Raw genomic sequence first — 17,832 nt, 5'->3', positions numbered from 1 at the left:
CCTGCACCATTTGCGCGCGACCGCCTTGATTGTTCGACGCGATATCGAGCCGTGCGCCAAGAGCGTTCGCGCACAAACCTCACAGGAATAATTGGCCCGAAACAAATGTGGGAGCGAGCCTTGCTCGCGATGCGCCGCGCGGGCGGCGCTCGATCTCAAAGGCACCAGAAAACCCAAGACATGCACTCCCCCTCCCCTTATCATGCCCGCCATGATCAAAGACCCCTTCGAACGACTCGGCCTGGACCGCGAGGTCCTCACCGTCAGCCAACTCAACGGCCGTGCCCGCGTGCTGCTGGAAGACGTGTTCCGCAGCGTCTGGGTGGAAGGCGAGATATCCAACCTCGCCCGCCCGGCCTCCGGCCACATGTATTTCACTCTCAAGGACAGCGGGGCCCAAGTGCGCTGCGCGCTGTTCCGGCAGAACGCCACCCGCGTGCGCCAGGCGCTGCGCGACGGCCTGGCGGTACGGGTGCGCGGCAAGGTCTCGCTGTTCGAGGGGCGTGGCGACTACCAGTTGATTCTCGACACTGTCGAGCCAGCCGGTGATGGCGCCTTGCGCCTGGCCTTCGAAGCGCTGAAGGAAAAGCTCGGCGCCGAAGGTCTGTTCAGTACCGAACGCAAGAAGCCGCTGCCGGCCCACCCACAGCGGATCGGCATCATCACTTCGCCCACCGGCGCGGTGATCCGCGACATCATCAGCGTGTTCGGCCGCCGCGCGCCGCAGGTCGAGCTGAACCTGATCCCCACCGCGGTACAGGGCCGTGAAGCCATCGGCCAGATCGTCCGCGCCCTGCAACTGGCCGACAGCCGTGGCTTCGATGCGCTGATCCTGGCCCGAGGCGGTGGCTCGCTGGAAGACCTCTGGTGCTTCAACGAAGAAGCCGTGGCCCGCGCCGTGGCTGCCTGCGTGACGCCGATCGTCAGCGCCGTGGGCCATGAAACCGATGTCTCGATCAGTGACTTCGTGGCGGATGTGCGGGCACCGACTCCCTCGGCGGCAGCCGAACTGCTGGCCCCGGACAATAGCGGCCTGCAGCAACGCCTCGATGGACTGCAGCGGCGCTTGCTGCTGCGCATGCAGAATCGCCTGACCCATGACCGTTTGCGCCTGGAGTCTCTCACCCGCCGCCTGCGCCACCCCGGCGAACGCCTGCGTCAGCAGGCCCAGCGCCTGGACGACCTGGACATGCGCCTGCGCCGGGCCTTCACGCTCAACCTGAACCAACGCCGCGAGCGCCTGGCGCGTCTCGACACGCGCCTGGCCGCGCAGCACCCTGGCCGCTCCCTGAAGCTGCTGAGCCAGCGCCTGGACAGCCTCGCCGAACGCCTGCCAAGGGCCATGCGCGAAGTGCTCAAGGACCGGCGCCAGCGTTTCCAGGCACAGTTGCAGACATTGCAGGTGGTCAGCCCGCTGGCCACCCTGGCCCGCGGCTACAGCATCCTCCTCGACGAACGTGGCCAGGCCATCCGCAGCGCCGACCAGACCCACAACGGCCAGCGCTTGACCGCCCGCCTCAATGAAGGCGAGTTGCTGGTGCGGGTCGAGGACAACCACCTGACTCCGGTCACTCTCTCTTTACTGGACTGACTCATGCCCCGCCTGATCGCGCCCCTGCTTGCCCTTTCCCTGCTGTTGCTGGCTGGCGGCGCCCAGGCCAGCTACATCACCCGCACCTTGAACAAGCCGGTGCCCGGCGGTGTCGCGGTGGTCGACCTCGGCCCTTCGGCTACCGCGCCGAGTGCACGCTTCGATGGCAAACCGGTGCTGGTGGTCAAGGAGCAGGACAACTGGCTGGCCATCGTCGGCATTCCGCTGACGCAGAAGCCAGGCACCGCCACGCTCAGCCAGGGCGGCCGCACCCTGCCCTTCACTGTCGGCAGCAAGAAATACCCCGAACAGCACATCACCCTGAAGAACAAGCGCCAGGTCAACCCGGACCCAGCCGACCTCAAGCGCATCGACCGTGAACTGGCCGAGCAGATCAAGGCCTACCGCAGCTTCAGCCCGGCCCTGCCGAGCAACCTGGTTCTCGACAAACCGGTCAACGGCCCGCTGTCGAGCAAGTTCGGCGTACGCCGCTTCTTCAATGGCGAGGAACGCAACCCGCACGCGGGGTTGGACTTCGCGGTGCCTGCTGGCACGCCGATCAAGACGCCGGCCAATGGCAAGGTGATTCTGGTGGGCGACTATTTCTTCAATGGCCGCACCGTGTTCGTCGACCATGGTCAGGGCTTCATCAGCATGTTCTGTCACATGTCGAAGATCGATGTGAATGTCGGACAGCAATTGCGCCGTGGCGATGTGGTCGGCCGGGTTGGCTCGACCGGGCGGGCTACCGGGCCACATATGCATTGGAACGTCAGCCTGAACGATGCGCGGGTGGACCCGGCGATCTTTATTGGCGCGTTCCAGCCCTGAGACCGAGTCGCCTCCATCGCCGGCAAGCCGGCTCCCACACCTGCCGCAACCCGCAATACCTGTGGGAGCCGGCTTGCCGGCGATGAGGCCAGTACCATCGACATCGATTTCAGCGGCTTGCGCCATCGAAAAATACCGCGCAAAAAACCATATGCAACCCATTAATCTCAGCCATAAAATCTCGCAAAACTGCTTTTTTTAAGCATTCCTCTCAATTTTCCCCAAACGCTTGCCATCCCCCATCTCACTGGTTAGGGTTGAAGGCATGAAAACCTTCAGCACCCTCATTCTGCTCCGACAACATCGCAGCCTCTGCCTGGTCAGCGCCCGACTACCAGGCTGAATCGCGTCGCCTCGCCTCTTCATCTCGTTATCGCTCGGCAGGCCCGATCTCGGCCGCACATAAAAGGATTGCTTCCATGACCATGCTCAAAGACCCTTCGAAGAAATACCGCGCCTTTCCGACCATCGACCTGCCCGACCGTACCTGGCCGTCGAAAACCATCACCCAGGCGCCTATCTGGGCCAGCTCCGACCTGCGTGATGGCAACCAGTCGCTGATCGAGCCGATGGATTCGGAGAAGAAGCTGCGTTTCTGGAAGACCCTGGTGCAGGTAGGCGTGAAGGAAATCGAAGCCTCGTTCCCGTCCGCCTCGCAGACCGATTTCGACTTCGTGCGCATGCTGATCGAAGACGGCCACATTCCTGACGACACCACCATCCAGGTGCTGACCCAGGCCCGTGAAGACCTGATCGCCCGTACCTTCGAGTCGCTGCGCGGCGCGAAGAAGGCCATCGTCCACCTGTACAACGCCACCAGCCCATCGTTCCGCCGCATTGTCTTCAACCAGGACAAGCAAGGCGTGAAGGACATCGCGGTGAACGCGGCCAAACTGTTCGTCAAATACGCCGCCCAGCAGCCGGAAACCCAGTGGACCTTCCAGTACTCGCCTGAAACCTTCAGTGCCACCGAACTGGAGTTCGCCAAGGAAGTCTGCGACGCGGTCATCGAGGTGTGGAACCCGACCCCTGAGCACAAGATCATCCTCAACCTGCCGGCCACCGTGGAAGTCTCCACGCCGAACATCTACGCCGACCAGATCGAGTGGTTCTGCCGCAACGTCAGCCGCCGCGACAGCGTGATCATCAGCCTGCACTGCCACAACGACCGTGGCACCGGCATTGCCGCTACCGAGTTGGGCCTGATGGCCGGTGCCGACCGCGCCGAAGGCTGCCTGTTCGGCAACGGCGAGCGTACCGGCAACGTCGACCTGGTGACCTTGGCGCTGAACCTCTACACCCAGGGCATCGACCCTGAACTGGACTTCTCCGACATCGACGGCGTGCGCAAAGTGGTCGAAGAGTGCAACCAGCTGCCGGTGCACCCACGTCACCCGTACGTTGGCGACCTGGTTCACACCGCGTTCTCCGGCTCGCACCAGGACGCCATCCGCAAGGGCTTCGCCAAGCAGCAGGAAGGCGAGCTGTGGGAAGTGCCGTACCTGCCGATCGACCCGGCCGACATCGGCCGCAGCTACGAGGCGGTGATCCGCGTCAACAGCCAGTCGGGCAAAGGCGGCATCACCTACCTGCTCGAGCAGGAATATGGCATCAGCCTGCCACGCCGCATGCAGATCGAGTTCAGCCAGGTGGTACAAGGTGAAACCGATCGCCTGGGCCTGGAAATGACCGCCCAGCAGATCTACAGCCTGCTGCACAAGGAATACCTCCAGGCCAACAGCCCGTACGCGCTGGTCAGCCATCGCCTGCAGGAAGAGAACGGCCACAGTGCCGTGGAAGTGGAAGTCGCCGGTGAAGGCGAAACCACCCTGCACTGGCGCGGCAAGGGCAATGGCGCCCTGGAAGCCCTGGTAGCCGGCCTGCCGATCTCGGTTGAGATCATGGACTACAACGAACACGCCATCGGCGCAGGTACCAATGCCAAGGCGGCGGCCTACATCGAACTGCGCGTGGCCGGTGGTCGTCCGGTGCATGGTGTGGGCATCGATGAAAACATCACCACCGCCAGCTTCAAGGCACTGTTCAGTGCACTGAACCGGTCGCTGAGCCAGCAAGAGGCCAAGGCGGCGTAAGTAGTAGCGCGATACCGGAAGCCCGCATCATTGATGCGGGCTTTTTTTTGCCTGTGCTGGCCTCTTCGCGGGTAAACCCGCTCCCACAGGCACACCACAGGCCTTGAGGTCAGTTATGGATCTGTGGGAGCGGGTTTACCCGCGAAGAGGCCGGCACACGCCATACAAAAACATCAGGCAAAAAAAAGGGGCGCCGACCAAGCGCCCCACAAGCCGTAAAGCACACAACAAATTCAGTTGGCGTCCAGCAGCGCAATCGCCTCTGCACTGCATTGCTCGATGCGCGCCCAGTCGCCGTTCTTGATCCAGCTGCTGTCGAGCATCCAGGTACCGCCCACGCACATCACATTGGGCAGTGCCATGTAGTTACGCACGTTGGCCGGGTTCACGCCGCCAGTCGGGCAGAAGCGGATATCACCGAACGGGCCGGCGAAAGCCTTGATCGCCGCCACGCCACCGCTGATTTCCGCAGGGAACAGCTTGAAGCGACGGTAGCCCAGGGCATAGCCCATCATGATTTCCGACGGCGTGCTGATGCCTGGCAGCAGCGGGATCTCACTGTCCACCCCGGCTTCGAGGATGTCCTGGGTGATGCCCGGGGTGACGACGAATTGCGCACCGGCCGCTTCGACGGCGGCGAACATGCTGCGATCGAGCACGGTACCGGCACCCACGCACAACTCCGGGCGTTGTTCACGCAGCACCTGAATGGCCTTGAGGCCATGCTGCGAACGCAAGGTCACTTCCAGGGTACGGATACCACCCGCCGCCAGGGCGTCGGCCAGGGGCAGGATATCTTCCTCACGGGCGATGGTGATCACCGGCAGGATGCGCGCCTTTTCGCAGATGGCGTCGATCCGTGCGGCTTTCTCGGCCATCGAGAGCTTGGGCTGTGGGCGTTCGAGGGTGGTCATGACAGTGGATCCTTTGCTCATGGGCACCAGTAGATGTCCAGGGGGTCGTGAAGAAAGGCGCGAATCGGCATTTCGGAAAGGTTGTTGCCCGCCAGCGCGGCGCGCAGGGTAGCGAGTTTGCCCTCGCCTTGCACGGACAGCGCGATGAATGCGGCGCTGGCCAGCAAGGAACGGCTCATGGTCAAGCGCTGGCGTGGTACGCTAGGTGCCAGCATCGGCAGAATGCGGCGCGGGCTGGCAAGGTCCAGGCCTTCGCGCAGAAGCGGGCTGCCGGGGAACAGCGAAGCGGTATGGCCATCATCGCCCATGCCCAGCACCAGCACATCGATCGGCGGCAGCTCGGCCACAACCTGATCGGCCTGCTCGGCGGCGGCTTCAAGGTTGGCAGCATTCTGGTACAGGCTTACAAAACGCGCCTTGGCTGCAGGCCCTTTGAGCAGGTGCCGGGCCAACAGGCCAGCGTTGCTGTCAGCATGCTCCACCGGCACCCAGCGCTCATCGGCCAGGCTCACCGTGACCTTCGCCCAATCCAGCGGCTGCGCCGCCAATTGCTCGAGGAACGGTACCGGGCTTCGGCCACCCGACAACACCACGCAAGCCTGGCCGTTGGCGGCGATAGCTGCACGCAGGCGGTCGGCCACATCATGGGCCAGCGTCGTCGCCAGGGTCTGGGCATCAGCCAACTGATGGGCCTTCACTGTTGCCGGCAAATTCAGTTCAGATATCGCCATACCACGCCCTCCCATCGCGTGTGATCAATGCAATCGAGCTCATCGGCCCCCAGGACCCTGCTGCGTAGGGCTTGGGCGCGTCGCCAGCGTTGCGCCAGCCAGCAATCAGCTGGTCGCACCACTTCCAGGCATACTCGATCTCGTCCTTGCGCACGAACAGGTTCTGGTTGCCGCGCATCACTTCGAGCAACAACCGCTCGTAGGCATCCGGAATGCGCGTACTACGCCAGGTATCGGAAAAGTTCAGCTGCAACGGGCCGCTGCGCAGTTGCATGCCCTTGTCCAGGCCTTGTTCCTTGGTCATCACCCGCAAAGATATGCCTTCGTCCGGTTGCAGGCGGATGATCAGCTTGTTACCGATTTGCAAACGCTGTTCCGGGGCGAAGATGTAGTGCGGTGTTTCCTTGAAATGGATGACGATCTGCGACAGCTTCTGCGGCATGCGCTTGCCGGTACGCAGGTAGAACGGCACGCCCGACCAGCGCCAGTTACGGATGTCGGCGCGCAGCGCGACGAAGGTTTCGGTGTCGCTCTGGGCGTTGGCGTTGTCTTCCTCCAGGTAACCGGGCACCGGCTTGCCGTCACTGTAGCCGGCGATGTACTGGCCACGCACCACAGCAGTGCTCAACCCCTCCCCGGTGATCGGTGCCAGTGCCTTGAGCACCTTGACCTTCTCATCACGGATGCTGTCGGCGGACAGGTCGCTGGGCGGGTCCATCGCGATCAGGCACAGCAGCTGCAGCAGGTGGTTCTGGATCATGTCGCGCAGCTGACCGGCCTTGTCGAAGTAACCCCAGCGGCCTTCGATACCGACCTTCTCGGCCACGGTGATTTCCACGTGGGAGATGGAGTTCTGGTTCCACTGGGTCTCGAACAGACTGTTGGCAAAACGCAGGGCGATCAGGTTCTGCACCGTTTCTTTGCCCAGGTAGTGGTCGATGCGGTAGACCCGGCTTTCCGGGAAGAACCGCGCCACCGCATCATTGACCCGGCGCGATGACTCCAGGTCATGGCCGATGGGCTTTTCCAGCACCACGCGGGTACGCGGGGCCAGGCCAGCCCTGTCGAGGTTCTCGCAAATGGCCCCATAAACGGCTGCCGCCGTGGCGAAGTAGGCAATCAACGGCAGCTCGCCCGGCAGTTGCTGGGCCAGCGCCTGATAGCCCTCAGGCTGCAGGAAGTCCAGATGCTGGTAACTCAGGCGCCCGAGGAAACGCCCAAGCGCCGCTGGCTCGATGTCGGCCTCCGACACGTGCCGGCGTAGATGGGCTTCGATGGTGCTCAGGTGCTCCTGTGCACTGCCAGGCTCGCGGGCCAGCGCCAGCAAGCGGGTGTCCGGGTGCAAAAGGTTGGCACGGTCGAGCTGGTAAAGCGCAGGAAACAGCTTGCGCAATGCCAGGTCGCCCAGGGCGCCAAACAGGGCAAAGGTGCAAGGTTCGACACTGATCGCAGCCATGATGTTGGTTCTTTCCTAAAGTTGGTCTAGGAATACCGCTTTCACATACGGTTTTCAAGGGATAATGTAGTAAAAAACACAACATTACCGGTAAACGTAACAGACAAGTGGTGCGCCAACCGCACCGACAGTACGATAGACGACTGTGCAAAAAGCCTGCTGCCCCGGCAGCCGGCTGTCTTCTCGACCCAAGGACATACCATGGACCGCGTGCGAAACCTCCTGGAGCAGATCCAGGGACGCCTCGACGAGCTGAACAAGGCCGAACGCAAAGTCGCCGAAGTCATCCTGCTCAACCCGCAACAAGCCACCCGCTTCAGCATTGCCGCGCTGGCCCAGGCGGCCAAGGTCAGCGAGCCCACCGTCAACCGCTTCTGCCGCTCGTTCGGCGTCAGCGGCTACCCCGAGCTCAAGCTGCAACTGGCGCAGAGCCTGGCCAGTGGCGCCGCCTACGTCAGCCGCGCCGTGGAAGCCGACGACGATCCGGCGGCCTACACGCAGAAGATCTTCGGCAGCGCCATCGCTTCCCTCGACAGCGCCTGCCAGCAGCTCGACCCGCAGCAGGTCAGCCGCGCCGTGGACATGATGATCCAGGCCCGGCAGATCCACTTCTTCGGCCTCGGCGCTTCGGCCCCGGTGGCGCTGGATGCGCAACACAAGTTCTTCCGCTTCAACCTGGCCGTGTCGGCCCATGCCGACGTACTGATGCAGCGCATGCTGGCCTCGGTGGCCCACACCGGCGACCTGTTCGTGATCATCTCCTACACCGGGCGCACCCGCGAACTGGTCGAGGTGGCGCGCCTGGCCCGGGAAAACGGCGCCTCGGTACTGGGCCTGACCGCGGCAGGCTCGCCGCTGGCCAACGCCTGCAGCCTGAGCCTGCACATCCCGCTGCCCGAGGACACCGACATCTACATGCCGATGACCTCGCGAATCATCCAGCTGACTGTGCTCGATGTACTGGCCACCGGCATGACCCTGCGCCGCGGCGTGGACTTCCAGCCACACCTGCGCAAGATCAAGGAAAGCCTGAACGCCAGCCGCTACCCCATCGAGGACGACGAACTCAACTGAGGCGGTGGGCCTGCAGGCGCAGGTGGGCCCGTTGCCCTGGCGCCAGGCTCAGTCCCTCACCGCTGCCACTGGCCGCTTCGACACAGACGAACCCCAGGCACTCGCGCCCGCTCACGCCCATCAGTGGCCGGTTACCAGGGTGCCAGACCACGGTGTCGTCACTGTCGCCAGTGTCGATGCACAATTCGCGCTGCCAGGCCGGGTCCTGCAACTGCACCCGGGGCGTACCTGGAAACACCTTCTGGCAGCCGCCGTTGAGCTTGAGCGCGCCATCTTCGCGGCAGGCCTGGCGGTTCAGGCGGTCGTAACCTTCGATATCTTCAAGCCCAGACAGCGCTATCTCGGACACGTCGCTAATACGCCAGTAAGCGAGCAGCGCATGGCTCAGCTGGCAGGGTTCGCTGTCCTGATGCTCGGTACTCAGGCTCAGCTCCATACGGCTGCCCAGCCTTGCATGCAGGTCGACCTGCCAGTCGCACAGGTCAAGCCGCCACTTGAGGGTCACCCCCTCTTCGTCCTCCCGGCTGTCCACCAGTTTCCAGTCAAGCAAGCGCGCCCAGCCATGGGCAGGCCACAGGTCCTCACTGGGGTGGCGGCCATACCAGGGCCAGCACACCGGCACACCGCCGCGGATTGCGCCCACCTGCGGCCACTGTTCGGCGCACCACAACCATGGCCGTTCGCCGGCCGGTTGAAAGTGCAGCAACTGCGCACCCTGGCGGCTGAATACCGCCTGGCAGCGAGGATGATCGATGATCAGCACATCGCGCTGCTGGTAACGCTCCCACTCGAAGGTCGGCCTGGGCCTTTGCGAGGAAAAGAAGCGATGTAGCGGATGTTCAGGCATGGTTCCGAAGCTCTTGTTGTTTGAGATAGCGCTGTCTTGCCGTATCCTCGACAACCACTGCAAGCCAGTGGGTGCCGGGGTCGGAATTGGATTGGCGTAAATTTACAACAATTTTTCTCAGAATGACGACTGAATCTTCAAGCCTGCGACCAATGCATTGTCCACCTCATCCACGCCACCTGGGCTCTTGATGTACTGCAGGTTCGGCCGTACGGTCAGCCAGTTGGTCACGTGGAAGCCGTAATAGAGCTCGGCGTTGTATTCGGTGCGCTGCAGCGGCACGAAGCCTGGGTTGTCGTAATCGCTGATACCGCTTTGGGCGTTGAGCAACTCGGCACGGTCCTTCACATCGTCATTGACGTGAATACGGGCGACGCCGAAGCCGATGTCGTCCTTGGGCCGGGCATCGAAGGCACCTTTGTAGACAAGACCGACCTGCTGGTAGTTGTCGACCACGTTGGTGGCCTTGTCGTGCACCGTGAAGTTGGCGAACAAGCTCAGGCCACGATTCACGTCGCCGCCGTGGGCGGTAACCTGCTGCTGCGCCACTACCCACCAGCCGTGCTTGCTCGAATGCGACTTGAAGGCTTCACCGGTCAGCGCCTGCGGGTTGCCGTTGACGTCATCGAACACATCGTCTGCCTTGGCGGTGCTGTAGTAGTAGCCCAGCCGGTACTCACCCGGCAGGCCATTGACCTTGGGCGACCAGACCATCTCCACCGGCAGGATCGCACCCTTGGTGCCGCTGCCGCTGAGCTTGAAGCCATTGCCGGTTTCCAGGTTGGAGGGGTTCTGCTCGAAGGCCCCCACCTGCACGAAGAACTCCGGGGTGATGTTGTACTTGACCCGCAGCGCCCACTGGCTGACCGGCCAGTTGTACCAGATGCCACCCACCCAGTTGCCCACCTGGGAGCCGCAGAACGCCAGGTTCTGGAAGTCGCAAGGGAAGCTGTTGAAATCCTCGCCCTCGCCGAAGCGGCCGAATTTCACATCCAGGGCACCGTCGAAATATTTCTGCTTGATCCACATCTGGGTCAAGCGCCAAGTCTGGCCACGCCCCCACACTTCCTGCACCGAACTGAACTGCCCGGCGCGTGGGTCGCTGATGCGGTCATTGGACAGGTTACGCCCGCTACGCTCGGTGATCGCCAGTTTGAACTCGGTGTCGTGCCAGCCAAAGATCTTTTCCAGGTCCAGGTGCGCACCAAGGGCGAACTGGTCGCTGTAACGGGCCGTCTTGTCGTCGTTGTAGCCGCCGTGCAGGTTGCCGGCCACCTCACCGACATAATCGAGGGTAAAGTCATAGCCCTTTTCCAGCAGCTCGGTGCGGGCACCGCCCCAGTCGCCGGTCATCCACTTCGACTCGCTGGAAAATGCTTCGGCAGCTTGCGCCCCGCCAGTGCCGAGCATGGCCAACGGGGCCAGCAAGGCAAGCGAGCCTAAAGTCCTGATGCGATTGCGCTGTTCCATCCTTTTGCGTCCTCTTTTTTCTTATTTGATGGTGTAGACGTTTCAACGCCCCTTGAAGCGGGCCACGTTGTCCTTGACCGCAGCGCTGCTGCTGGCAGGGTCCAGACGCTCGCCGGTGGCGGCGTCGAACAGCAGCACCCGTGCCGGGTCGAACTGCAGGTTGAGGTTGTCGCCGACCCGGCACGCCACATCCGGCGCCAGTCGGCAGCAGACCTTGGTCTGGTTGAGGGTGACGAACACCAGCAGGTCCGGCCCGGTGGGTTCGGTCACTTCCACTTCGGCGCGAATGCCCGGCAGGCCATTGCCCTCGCCACCGCCCAAGGTGATCTGCTCCGGGCGGACACCCAGGATGATCTCGCGCCCATCAAGTGCATCACTGGCCGCCCCAAGCGGCAGTTCGCAACGTGCCTGGCCGCTGTCGAGCAAGGCCAGCAGACGCCCCTCCTGCCGAGTCAGGCGCACGGGAATGAAGTTCATCGGCGGCGAACCGATGAAACTGGCGACGAACTGGTTGGCCGGGTCGTTGTAGATCTGCTGCGGCGTGCCGAACTGCTGAATGATGCCGTCCTTCATCACCGCCACCTTGTCGCCCAGGGTCATCGCCTCGATCTGGTCATGGGTGACGTACACCGTGGTGGTGCGCAGGCGCTGATGCATCAGTTTCATCTCGGTGCGCATCTCTACCCGCAGCTTGGCGTCGAGGTTCGACAGCGGTTCGTCGAACAGGTAGATCTTCGGCCGCCGCGCCAAGGCCCGGCCCATGGCCACACGCTGCTGCTGGCCACCGGAAAGCTGGGCGGGCTTGCGCGTGAGCAGATGCTCGATCTGCAGCAACTTGGACACCCGCGCCACTTCCTCATCGATGGCAGCCTGCGGCATCTTGCGGATCTTCAGGCCGAACTCGATGTTCTCGCGCACGCTCATGGTCGGGTACAAGGCGTAGGACTGGAACACCATGGCGATATCGCGGTCCTTGGGGCTCATGCCGCTGACGTCCTGGTCGTCGATCAGAATCGCGCCACCGGTGATCTGCTCGAGACCGGCGATGCAGTTCATCAAGGTCGATTTGCCGCAGCCCGAAGGGCCCACCAGGATCAGGAACTCGCCGTCCTTGATCGACAGCTGAATGTCCTTGAGGGTGTCCGGCAGGCCGCTGCCGTAGGTCTTGTTGACGTTGCGAAGTTCAAGCGTTGCCATGACTTACCCCTTGACGGCGCCGGCGGTCAGCCCGCGGACGAAATACTTGCCTGCCACCACGTAGACCAGCAGGGTTGGCAGGCCGGCGATCATCGCCGCCGCCATGTCGACGTTGTATTCCTTGGCCCCAGTGCTGGTGTTGACCAGGTTGTTCAGGGCCACGGTGATCGGTTGCGAATCGCCACTGGAGAACACCACCCCGAACAGGAAGTCGTTCCAGATCTGGGTGAACTGCCAGATCAGGCAGACCATGATGATCGGCGTCGACATCGGCAGGATGATGCGGCTAAAGATGGTGAAGAACCCGGCGCCATCCAGGCGTGCCGCCTTGACCAGCGCATCGGGGATGCTCACGTAGAAGTTGCGGAAGAACAGCGTGGTGAACGCCAGGCCATACACCACATGCACCAGCACCAGGCCACTGGTGGTGCTGGCCAGGCCGAGCTTGCCGAGGGTGAACGACGCCGGTAGCAGCACGGTCTGGAACGGCAGGAAGCAGCCGAACAGCAACAGGCCGAAGAACAGCTGCGAACCACGAAAGCGCCACATCGACAGCACGTAGCCGTTCAACGCACCAATGGTCGTGGAGATCAGCACGGCCGGCACGGTGATCATGATCGAGTTCCAGAAGTAACCGCTCACCGTGCTCCAGGCCTTGACCCAGCCGATGCCGGTAACCACCGCCGGCCAGCTCAGCAGGTTGCCGCTGCCGATGTCTTCCGGGGTCTTGAAGCTGGTGAGCAACATCACCACCAGCGGCACCAGGTACAGCAGCACCGCCAGCAACAGCACCGCGTGGATGGCGAGGCGACTCAGGCTCATGGCCGGCTTGTCCGAAGGGCTATGCATGGCGCTTGCTCCTGAGTTCGGAGTACAGGTACGGCACGAGGATCGCGAGAATCGCCCCAAGCATCAGGATGGCGCTGGCCGAACCCATGCCCATCTGGCCGCGACTGAAGGTGAAGGAATACATGAACATGGCCGGCAGGTCGGAGGAGTACCCAGGCCCGCCCGCCGTCATCGCCGCCACCAGGTCGAAGCTCTTGATGGCGATGTGCGAAAGGATCATCAGCGAACTGAAGAACACCGGACGCAGGCTCGGCAGCACCACAGTCCAGTAGATACGCGGCAAGCTGGCGCCATCGATCTGAGCGGCACGAATGATCGACTGGTCTACGCCCCGGAGGCCTGCGAGAAACATCGCCATGATGAAGCCCGAGGCCTGCCAGACGGCGGCGATGACCAGGCAGTACACCACCCGGTCAGGGTCGATCAGCCAATCCAGGCGAAAGCCCTCCCAACCCCAGTCGCGCAGCAGCTTGTCCAGCCCCATGCCGGGGTTGAGCAGCCACTTCCAGGCGGTGCCGGTGACGATCATCGACAGCGCCATCGGGTAGAGGTAGATGGTGCGGATGAAGCCCTCGCGGCGGATGCGCTGGTCGAGCAGCACCGCCAGGAATACACCGATGACCAAGGTGATGGCGATGAACAGGCCACCGAACACCAGCAGGTTCTTGCTGGCGACCCACCAGCGGTCGTTGTCGAACAACCGTGCGTACTGCGCCAGGCCCGCCCATTTGTAGGTCGGCAGGAAGGTGGAGGTGGTGAACGAGAGGATGAAGGTCCACAGGATGTAGCCATAGAAGCCCACCAGCACGATGAACATGCTGGGCGCCAGGACCAGTTTCGGTAGCCAGCGCTGTAGAGCGTCCAGGGGTGAGGCCCGCAGTTGGGCGGTTGCTGTTGTCATGGATGGTTACCCGAAGGCTGGGCAGTGTCTGGCGCTGCCGCTTGTGTTGTCAGTACTGGCCTCATCGCCGGCAAGCCGGCTCCCACAGAGGCCGTACAGATCCCAAGTTCAGTGCTCTTGCTGTGGGAGCCGGCTCGCCGGCGATGAGGCCGTCAGATCGTCACTTGGCAGCCTGGATCGCCGCCGCCAGCTTCTTCGCCGCATCGGCCGGGTCGGCCTGAGGGTCGTTGATGTAGTTGGTCACCACATCGAAGAACGCCCCCTGCACGGCCAGCGTCGTGGCCATGTTGTGCGCCATGCTCGGTTGCAGGCCGCCGTTTCCGGCATCGGCCAGGAAGTCCTTGGCAGAGGCCTGGGCACAGGCATCGAAGCCGTACTGCCCCATGTCGGCGAGCATGTCGTTACGCACCGGAATCGAACCTTTGTTGGTGCTGAACAGCTTCTGGAAGTCCTTGCCCAGCACGATCCGGGCGATATCCTGCTGGCCGGCAGCGGTACCCTCGTCCTTCTGCTTGAACACCACCAGCGAGTCGATGTTGTAGAGGAAGGCCTGGTTGGTGCCTGGGAATGGCACGCACTGGTAGTCCTTGCCAGCGGTCTTCTTGGCCAGGGTCCACTCGCTCTTGGCCCAGTCGCCCATGATCTGCATGCCGGCTTTGCCGCTGATGACCTTGGCCGCTTCGAGGTTCCAGTCCTGGCCTTTGCCGTCAGGGTCCATGTAGGTGGCGAGCTTCTTCAGCTCGGTCAACGTCTTGACCATTGCCGGCCCCGTCAGCGCCTCTTTGTCGAGGTCGACCAGCGCCTTCTTGTAGCCATCGACGCCCATGACCGAAAGCGCCACGCTCTCGAACACGGTGCTGTCCTGCCAGGGCTGACCGCCATGGGCGAGCGGGATGAAACCGGCAGCCTTGAGCTTGTCGGCGGCGGCGTAGAATTCGTCGAGCGTGGTCGGTGCCTTGTCGATGCCGGCTTTCTTGAACACCTCGGGGTTGATCCACAACCAGTTGGTGCGGTGAATGTTCACCGGTACCGCGACGTAGTCACCGTCGTACTTCACCGCGGCAGCCACTTTCTTGTCGAGCAGCGTGTCCCATTTTTCCTGCTCGGCCACAGGCTTGAGCACATCGGCGTCGAGCAGGCCGGTAGCAGCCCAGTCCTGAATGTCCGGCCCCTTGATCTGGGCCACGGCTGGCGGGTTGCCGGCCACTGCGCGGCTCTTGAGCACGGTCATGGCCGTGGCACCGCCACCGCCTGCGACGGCGCCATCCTTCCAGGTGAACCCATCTTTTTCGACCTGGGCCTTGAGCACATCGGCCGCCGCTTTTTCTCCACCAGACGTCCACCAGTGCACCACCTCGACATTCCCTTTGGAGTCGGCGGCGAAGGCGCTGAGTGGAAGGAGCGAGGCGAAGGAGATCGCGGCAGCGAGGCGGAGCGTGGAATACATGAGAGCACCTTTTCTTGTTGTTATGCCGGGCAAGTCTGACGCTTGCATGACATGAGTCTAATCAGCGCGCAGGCCGCGCCAGGTAACGAAGCGATGTGTGAATGTCATCGTTTGGTTACATTGCCTTTTACCCTGCGTCTGAAAACAACACAGAACCTGTGGGAGCGGATTCACCCGCGAAAGGACCGGGACTGACACAACCACAATCAATCACCACGCGGCAGGAACAGCGTCACCCGCAGCCCACCCTCGCGCAGGTTGAGCAGGCTCACCTCCCCTCCATGGCTGTGGGCGATGTTGCGCGCAATCCCCAACCCCAGCCCATACCCCTGCTGCTGCCCGGCCAATCGGAAGTGCGGCTCGAACACCTGCTCCAGGCGCTGTTCCGGCACGCCTGGCCCCTGGTCGTCCACCTGCAGGACAAACCCTTGGTCGCTGTCGATGATGCGCAGATGCGCCCGCTCGCCATATTTGATGGCGTTGTCGATCAGGTTGCCGATGCAGCGACGCAAGGCCAGCGGTTTGCCCGGATACGGCGCCAGGGCGCAGCCCTCGACCGTGATGCGGCCATCGACCAGATACGGCCCAACGAGAATTTCCAATACCTGATTGAGGTCGATCAGCTCGATGTTCTCGTGGATGTCCGTATCCTTCACACACTGCAACGCGCCTTTGACCAGCAGCTCCAGTTCATCCAGATCCTGGCTGAACTTGGCCTGCAGGCGCTCGTCTTCCAACAGTTCGACCCGCAGTCGCAAGCGGGTGATGGGCGTTCGCAAGTCATGGGAAATGGCGCTGAACAGTTGCGAGCGTTCGGTGAGGTAGCGGCTGATGCGTTCGCGCATGCTGTTGAAGGCCCGCCCCACTTCGGCCACCTCACTGCCACCGCCTTCAGCCACCGGCGCCACATCAGCCCCCAGCGACATCTCCCGCGCCGCCCGTGCCAGGCGCTTGAGCGGCCAGCTCTGCCAGTGCACCAGCAGGCCAATGAACAACAGTAACAAGGCGGTGGTCAGCACGATGAAACCGATCTGCTGGCGTGGCAGGCGCTCTGCTTCGAGGCTGGTGTAGGGCTCAGGTAGCAGCGAAGCGATGTACAGCCACTCGCCCTCGCCCAGACGAATCTGCGTCACCAGCACTGGTGGGTTGAGCGGTTCCAGTGTCAGCGAATAGTGCGCCCAGGAACGCGGCAGCTCGTCGAGCTTCAGGCCGCTGTTGAAAATACGCAGGTCATCAGGGCTGACAAACTCCACAGAGATTTCCATCTGCGGCCCCAACCGTTCGTGCAGTACCTGTTGGAACACATCGATCACCGCCTGCTTGCGCGGCGTGACGGGCAACACCGGCATCTCCAGCGGTTTGTCGTTGAGCGAGACGAAAAAGCGCGTTCCCCCCATGCTGCGCAACTGGTCGAGCACCATCGGCCGGTAGCCCACCGGCAACGAGCGGAAGTAACTGACACTGGCACTCATGGAGTGGGCCAGGCTACCGGCACTGGCGCGCAGGCCCTGCAACTGGCTGGCGCGTAGCTGGGCCACCCAGATCACGCTCGACAGGCCTTGGGCGATCAGCACCACCAACAAGGTCAGCAGCAGCATGCGCCCCAGCAACGAGCGGGGCAGCAGGCGCCAGCGCCGCTCAGGACGTGCAGCGGACATTGGCAGCCAGCAGGTAACCACTGCCGCGCACGGTGCGAATCAACCGTGGCGGCTTGTCGGTGTCGCGCAGGCGCTGGCGCAGGCGGCTGCCCCCCATGTCGACGATACGGTCCAGCGGCATCGGCTCGCGGCCACGAGTGGCGTTGCCGATGGTGTCGCGGTCGAGAATCTGCTGAGGGTGATCGAGAAACAGCTTGAGCAAGGCAAAATCGGCGCCGGAAAGCGTGACTTCCTCGCCATCGCGATGGAACAGGCGGTGGCTGACCGTGTCCAGACGCCAGTCGTCGAAGGCCAGCACGACGCCGTTCGGCGCGGCCTGGCCGAACTCGGCGCGACGCAGCAGCGCCTTGATCCGCGCCTGCAACTCGCGGGGGCTGAAGGGCTTGCCCAGGTAGTCGTCGGCGCCCAGCTCCAGGCCAATCACACGGTCGGCTTCGTCGGAACTGGCGGTGAGCATGATGATCGGCACCCGCGATTGACGCGGGTGCTGGCGAACCCAGCGGCACAGACTGAAACCGTCTTCGTCGGGCAGCATGACATCGAGGATCACCAGGTCGCAGGGGGTACTTTCCAGTGCCTGGCGAAAGCCCTGGCCGTCGGCCTCGGCATGCACCTGGAAGCCCGAACGGCTCAGGTAGGTTTGCAGCAGTTCACGAATCTCCTGGTCGTCGTCGACCATGAGGATCGATTTTCCGGCAGTGCTCAAGGTGTCCCGCCCTCTTGTTGTTACAGGTCTTCGTCGCCTGCTCCAAGGGCCGCTCCGCGCCCCAATC

Annotated in this window: 15 protein-coding genes; 4 read left to right on the top strand and 11 right to left on the bottom strand. The window is 63.0% G+C overall.

Annotated elements, in window-relative coordinates; translation table 11 throughout:
• Positions 1–211: 211 nt before the first annotated feature.
• The 3 genes from xseA to leuA all read left to right on the top strand — a co-directional run bounded on the left by xseA (position 212) and on the right by leuA (position 4,515).
• A complete protein-coding gene (gene xseA, locus PspTeo4_RS28575) occupies positions 212–1,591 on the top strand; it encodes an exodeoxyribonuclease VII large subunit (RefSeq protein WP_322366955.1) in 1,380 nt (459 codons plus the stop codon).
• Between the two features lie 3 nt (positions 1,592–1,594).
• Positions 1,595–2,422 (top strand): peptidoglycan DD-metalloendopeptidase family protein, encoded by an 828-nt coding sequence (locus PspTeo4_RS28570; protein ID WP_322366954.1) that lies wholly within the window; start codon positions 1,595–1,597, stop codon positions 2,420–2,422.
• A 419-nt stretch (positions 2,423–2,841) separates the two neighbouring features.
• Complete coding sequence (leuA, locus tag PspTeo4_RS28565) at positions 2,842–4,515, top strand: 2-isopropylmalate synthase (RefSeq protein ID WP_322366953.1); 1,674 nt, start codon at positions 2,842–2,844, stop codon at positions 4,513–4,515.
• A gap of 233 nt (positions 4,516–4,748) precedes the next feature.
• Here leuA and PspTeo4_RS28560 read toward each other — a convergent pair whose 3' ends face one another.
• The 3 genes from PspTeo4_RS28560 to zwf are packed head-to-tail and all read right to left on the bottom strand — an operon-like array spanning position 4,749 to position 7,616.
• Positions 4,749–5,429 (bottom strand): bifunctional 4-hydroxy-2-oxoglutarate aldolase/2-dehydro-3-deoxy-phosphogluconate aldolase, encoded by a 681-nt coding sequence (locus PspTeo4_RS28560; protein ID WP_322366952.1) that lies wholly within the window; start codon positions 5,427–5,429, stop codon positions 4,749–4,751.
• 17 nt (positions 5,430–5,446) lie between these two features.
• Positions 5,447–6,160, bottom strand: coding sequence for a 6-phosphogluconolactonase (pgl, locus tag PspTeo4_RS28555; protein ID WP_322366951.1), 714 nt, complete (start codon positions 6,158–6,160; stop codon positions 5,447–5,449).
• On the bottom strand, positions 6,147–7,616 hold the full coding sequence (zwf, locus tag PspTeo4_RS28550; protein WP_322366950.1) for a glucose-6-phosphate dehydrogenase: 1,470 nt from the start codon (positions 7,614–7,616) through the stop codon (positions 6,147–6,149). Before zwf ends, pgl begins: the two co-directional genes overlap by 14 nt.
• A 210-nt stretch (positions 7,617–7,826) precedes the next feature.
• Between zwf and hexR the strand changes: the two genes are divergently transcribed.
• Positions 7,827–8,690 (top strand): DNA-binding transcriptional regulator HexR, encoded by an 864-nt coding sequence (gene hexR / locus PspTeo4_RS28545; RefSeq protein ID WP_322367001.1) that lies wholly within the window; start codon positions 7,827–7,829, stop codon positions 8,688–8,690.
• Here hexR and PspTeo4_RS28540 read toward each other — a convergent pair.
• The 8 genes from PspTeo4_RS28540 to gltR form a co-directional block, all read right to left on the bottom strand.
• A complete protein-coding gene (locus PspTeo4_RS28540; RefSeq protein WP_322366949.1) occupies positions 8,683–9,537 on the bottom strand; it encodes a D-hexose-6-phosphate mutarotase in 855 nt (284 codons plus the stop codon). The two genes, hexR and PspTeo4_RS28540, sit on opposite strands and share 8 nt — an antisense overlap.
• Positions 9,538–9,654: 117 nt before the next feature.
• A complete protein-coding gene (locus tag PspTeo4_RS28535) occupies positions 9,655–10,947 on the bottom strand; it encodes a carbohydrate porin (protein ID WP_322367000.1) in 1,293 nt (430 codons plus the stop codon).
• Between the two features lie 102 nt (positions 10,948–11,049).
• Positions 11,050–12,204: a sn-glycerol-3-phosphate ABC transporter ATP-binding protein UgpC gene (locus PspTeo4_RS28530; RefSeq protein WP_322366948.1), complete on the bottom strand. Its 1,155-nt coding sequence runs from the start codon at positions 12,202–12,204 to the stop codon at positions 11,050–11,052.
• A gap of 3 nt (positions 12,205–12,207) precedes the next feature.
• On the bottom strand, positions 12,208–13,053 hold the full coding sequence (locus PspTeo4_RS28525) for a carbohydrate ABC transporter permease (protein ID WP_322366947.1): 846 nt from the start codon (positions 13,051–13,053) through the stop codon (positions 12,208–12,210).
• A complete protein-coding gene (locus tag PspTeo4_RS28520; RefSeq protein ID WP_322366946.1) occupies positions 13,046–13,954 on the bottom strand; it encodes a sugar ABC transporter permease in 909 nt (302 codons plus the stop codon). The genes PspTeo4_RS28525 and PspTeo4_RS28520 overlap by 8 nt, the downstream gene beginning before the upstream one ends.
• Before the next feature lie 160 nt (positions 13,955–14,114).
• On the bottom strand, positions 14,115–15,401 hold the full coding sequence (locus PspTeo4_RS28515; protein ID WP_322366944.1) for an ABC transporter substrate-binding protein: 1,287 nt from the start codon (positions 15,399–15,401) through the stop codon (positions 14,115–14,117).
• A gap of 206 nt (positions 15,402–15,607) precedes the next feature.
• Positions 15,608–17,059, bottom strand: coding sequence for an ATP-binding protein (locus tag PspTeo4_RS28510; RefSeq protein WP_322366943.1), 1,452 nt, complete (start codon positions 17,057–17,059; stop codon positions 15,608–15,610).
• Positions 17,040–17,765 (bottom strand): two-component system response regulator GltR, encoded by a 726-nt coding sequence (gltR, locus tag PspTeo4_RS28505; protein ID WP_322366942.1) that lies wholly within the window; start codon positions 17,763–17,765, stop codon positions 17,040–17,042. The genes PspTeo4_RS28510 and gltR overlap by 20 nt, the downstream gene beginning before the upstream one ends.
• Positions 17,766–17,832 lie beyond the last annotated feature (67 nt).

This window comes from Pseudomonas sp. Teo4 (genome assembly GCF_034387475.1).
In the GTDB taxonomy this organism is placed as follows: domain Bacteria; phylum Pseudomonadota; class Gammaproteobacteria; order Pseudomonadales; family Pseudomonadaceae; genus Aquipseudomonas.
Note: the sequence above shows the minus strand (reverse complement) of the source record. Positions and strands in the feature narration are given on the sequence as shown.

Coding starts and splice junctions, on each gene's coding strand:
- xseA (WP_322366955.1), top strand. CDS start 212: ATGATCAAAGACCCCTTCGAACGACTCGGCCTGGACCGCGAGGTCCTC.
- PspTeo4_RS28570 (WP_322366954.1), top strand. CDS start 1,595: ATGCCCCGCCTGATCGCGCCCCTGCTTGCCCTTTCCCTGCTGTTGCTG.
- leuA (WP_322366953.1), top strand. CDS start 2,842: ATGACCATGCTCAAAGACCCTTCGAAGAAATACCGCGCCTTTCCGACC.
- PspTeo4_RS28560 (WP_322366952.1), bottom strand. CDS start 5,429: ATGACCACCCTCGAACGCCCACAGCCCAAGCTCTCGATGGCCGAGAAA.
- pgl (WP_322366951.1), bottom strand. CDS start 6,160: ATGGCGATATCTGAACTGAATTTGCCGGCAACAGTGAAGGCCCATCAG.
- zwf (WP_322366950.1), bottom strand. CDS start 7,616: ATGGCTGCGATCAGTGTCGAACCTTGCACCTTTGCCCTGTTTGGCGCC.
- PspTeo4_RS28540 (WP_322366949.1), bottom strand. CDS start 9,537: ATGCCTGAACATCCGCTACATCGCTTCTTTTCCTCGCAAAGGCCCAGG.
- PspTeo4_RS28535 (WP_322367000.1), bottom strand. CDS start 10,947: ATGCTCGGCACTGGCGGGGCGCAAGCTGCCGAAGCATTTTCCAGCGAG.
- PspTeo4_RS28530 (WP_322366948.1), bottom strand. CDS start 12,204: ATGGCAACGCTTGAACTTCGCAACGTCAACAAGACCTACGGCAGCGGC.
- PspTeo4_RS28525 (WP_322366947.1), bottom strand. CDS start 13,053: ATGCATAGCCCTTCGGACAAGCCGGCCATGAGCCTGAGTCGCCTCGCC.
- PspTeo4_RS28520 (WP_322366946.1), bottom strand. CDS start 13,954: ATGACAACAGCAACCGCCCAACTGCGGGCCTCACCCCTGGACGCTCTA.
- PspTeo4_RS28515 (WP_322366944.1), bottom strand. CDS start 15,401: ATGTATTCCACGCTCCGCCTCGCTGCCGCGATCTCCTTCGCCTCGCTC.
- PspTeo4_RS28510 (WP_322366943.1), bottom strand. CDS start 17,059: ATGTCCGCTGCACGTCCTGAGCGGCGCTGGCGCCTGCTGCCCCGCTCG.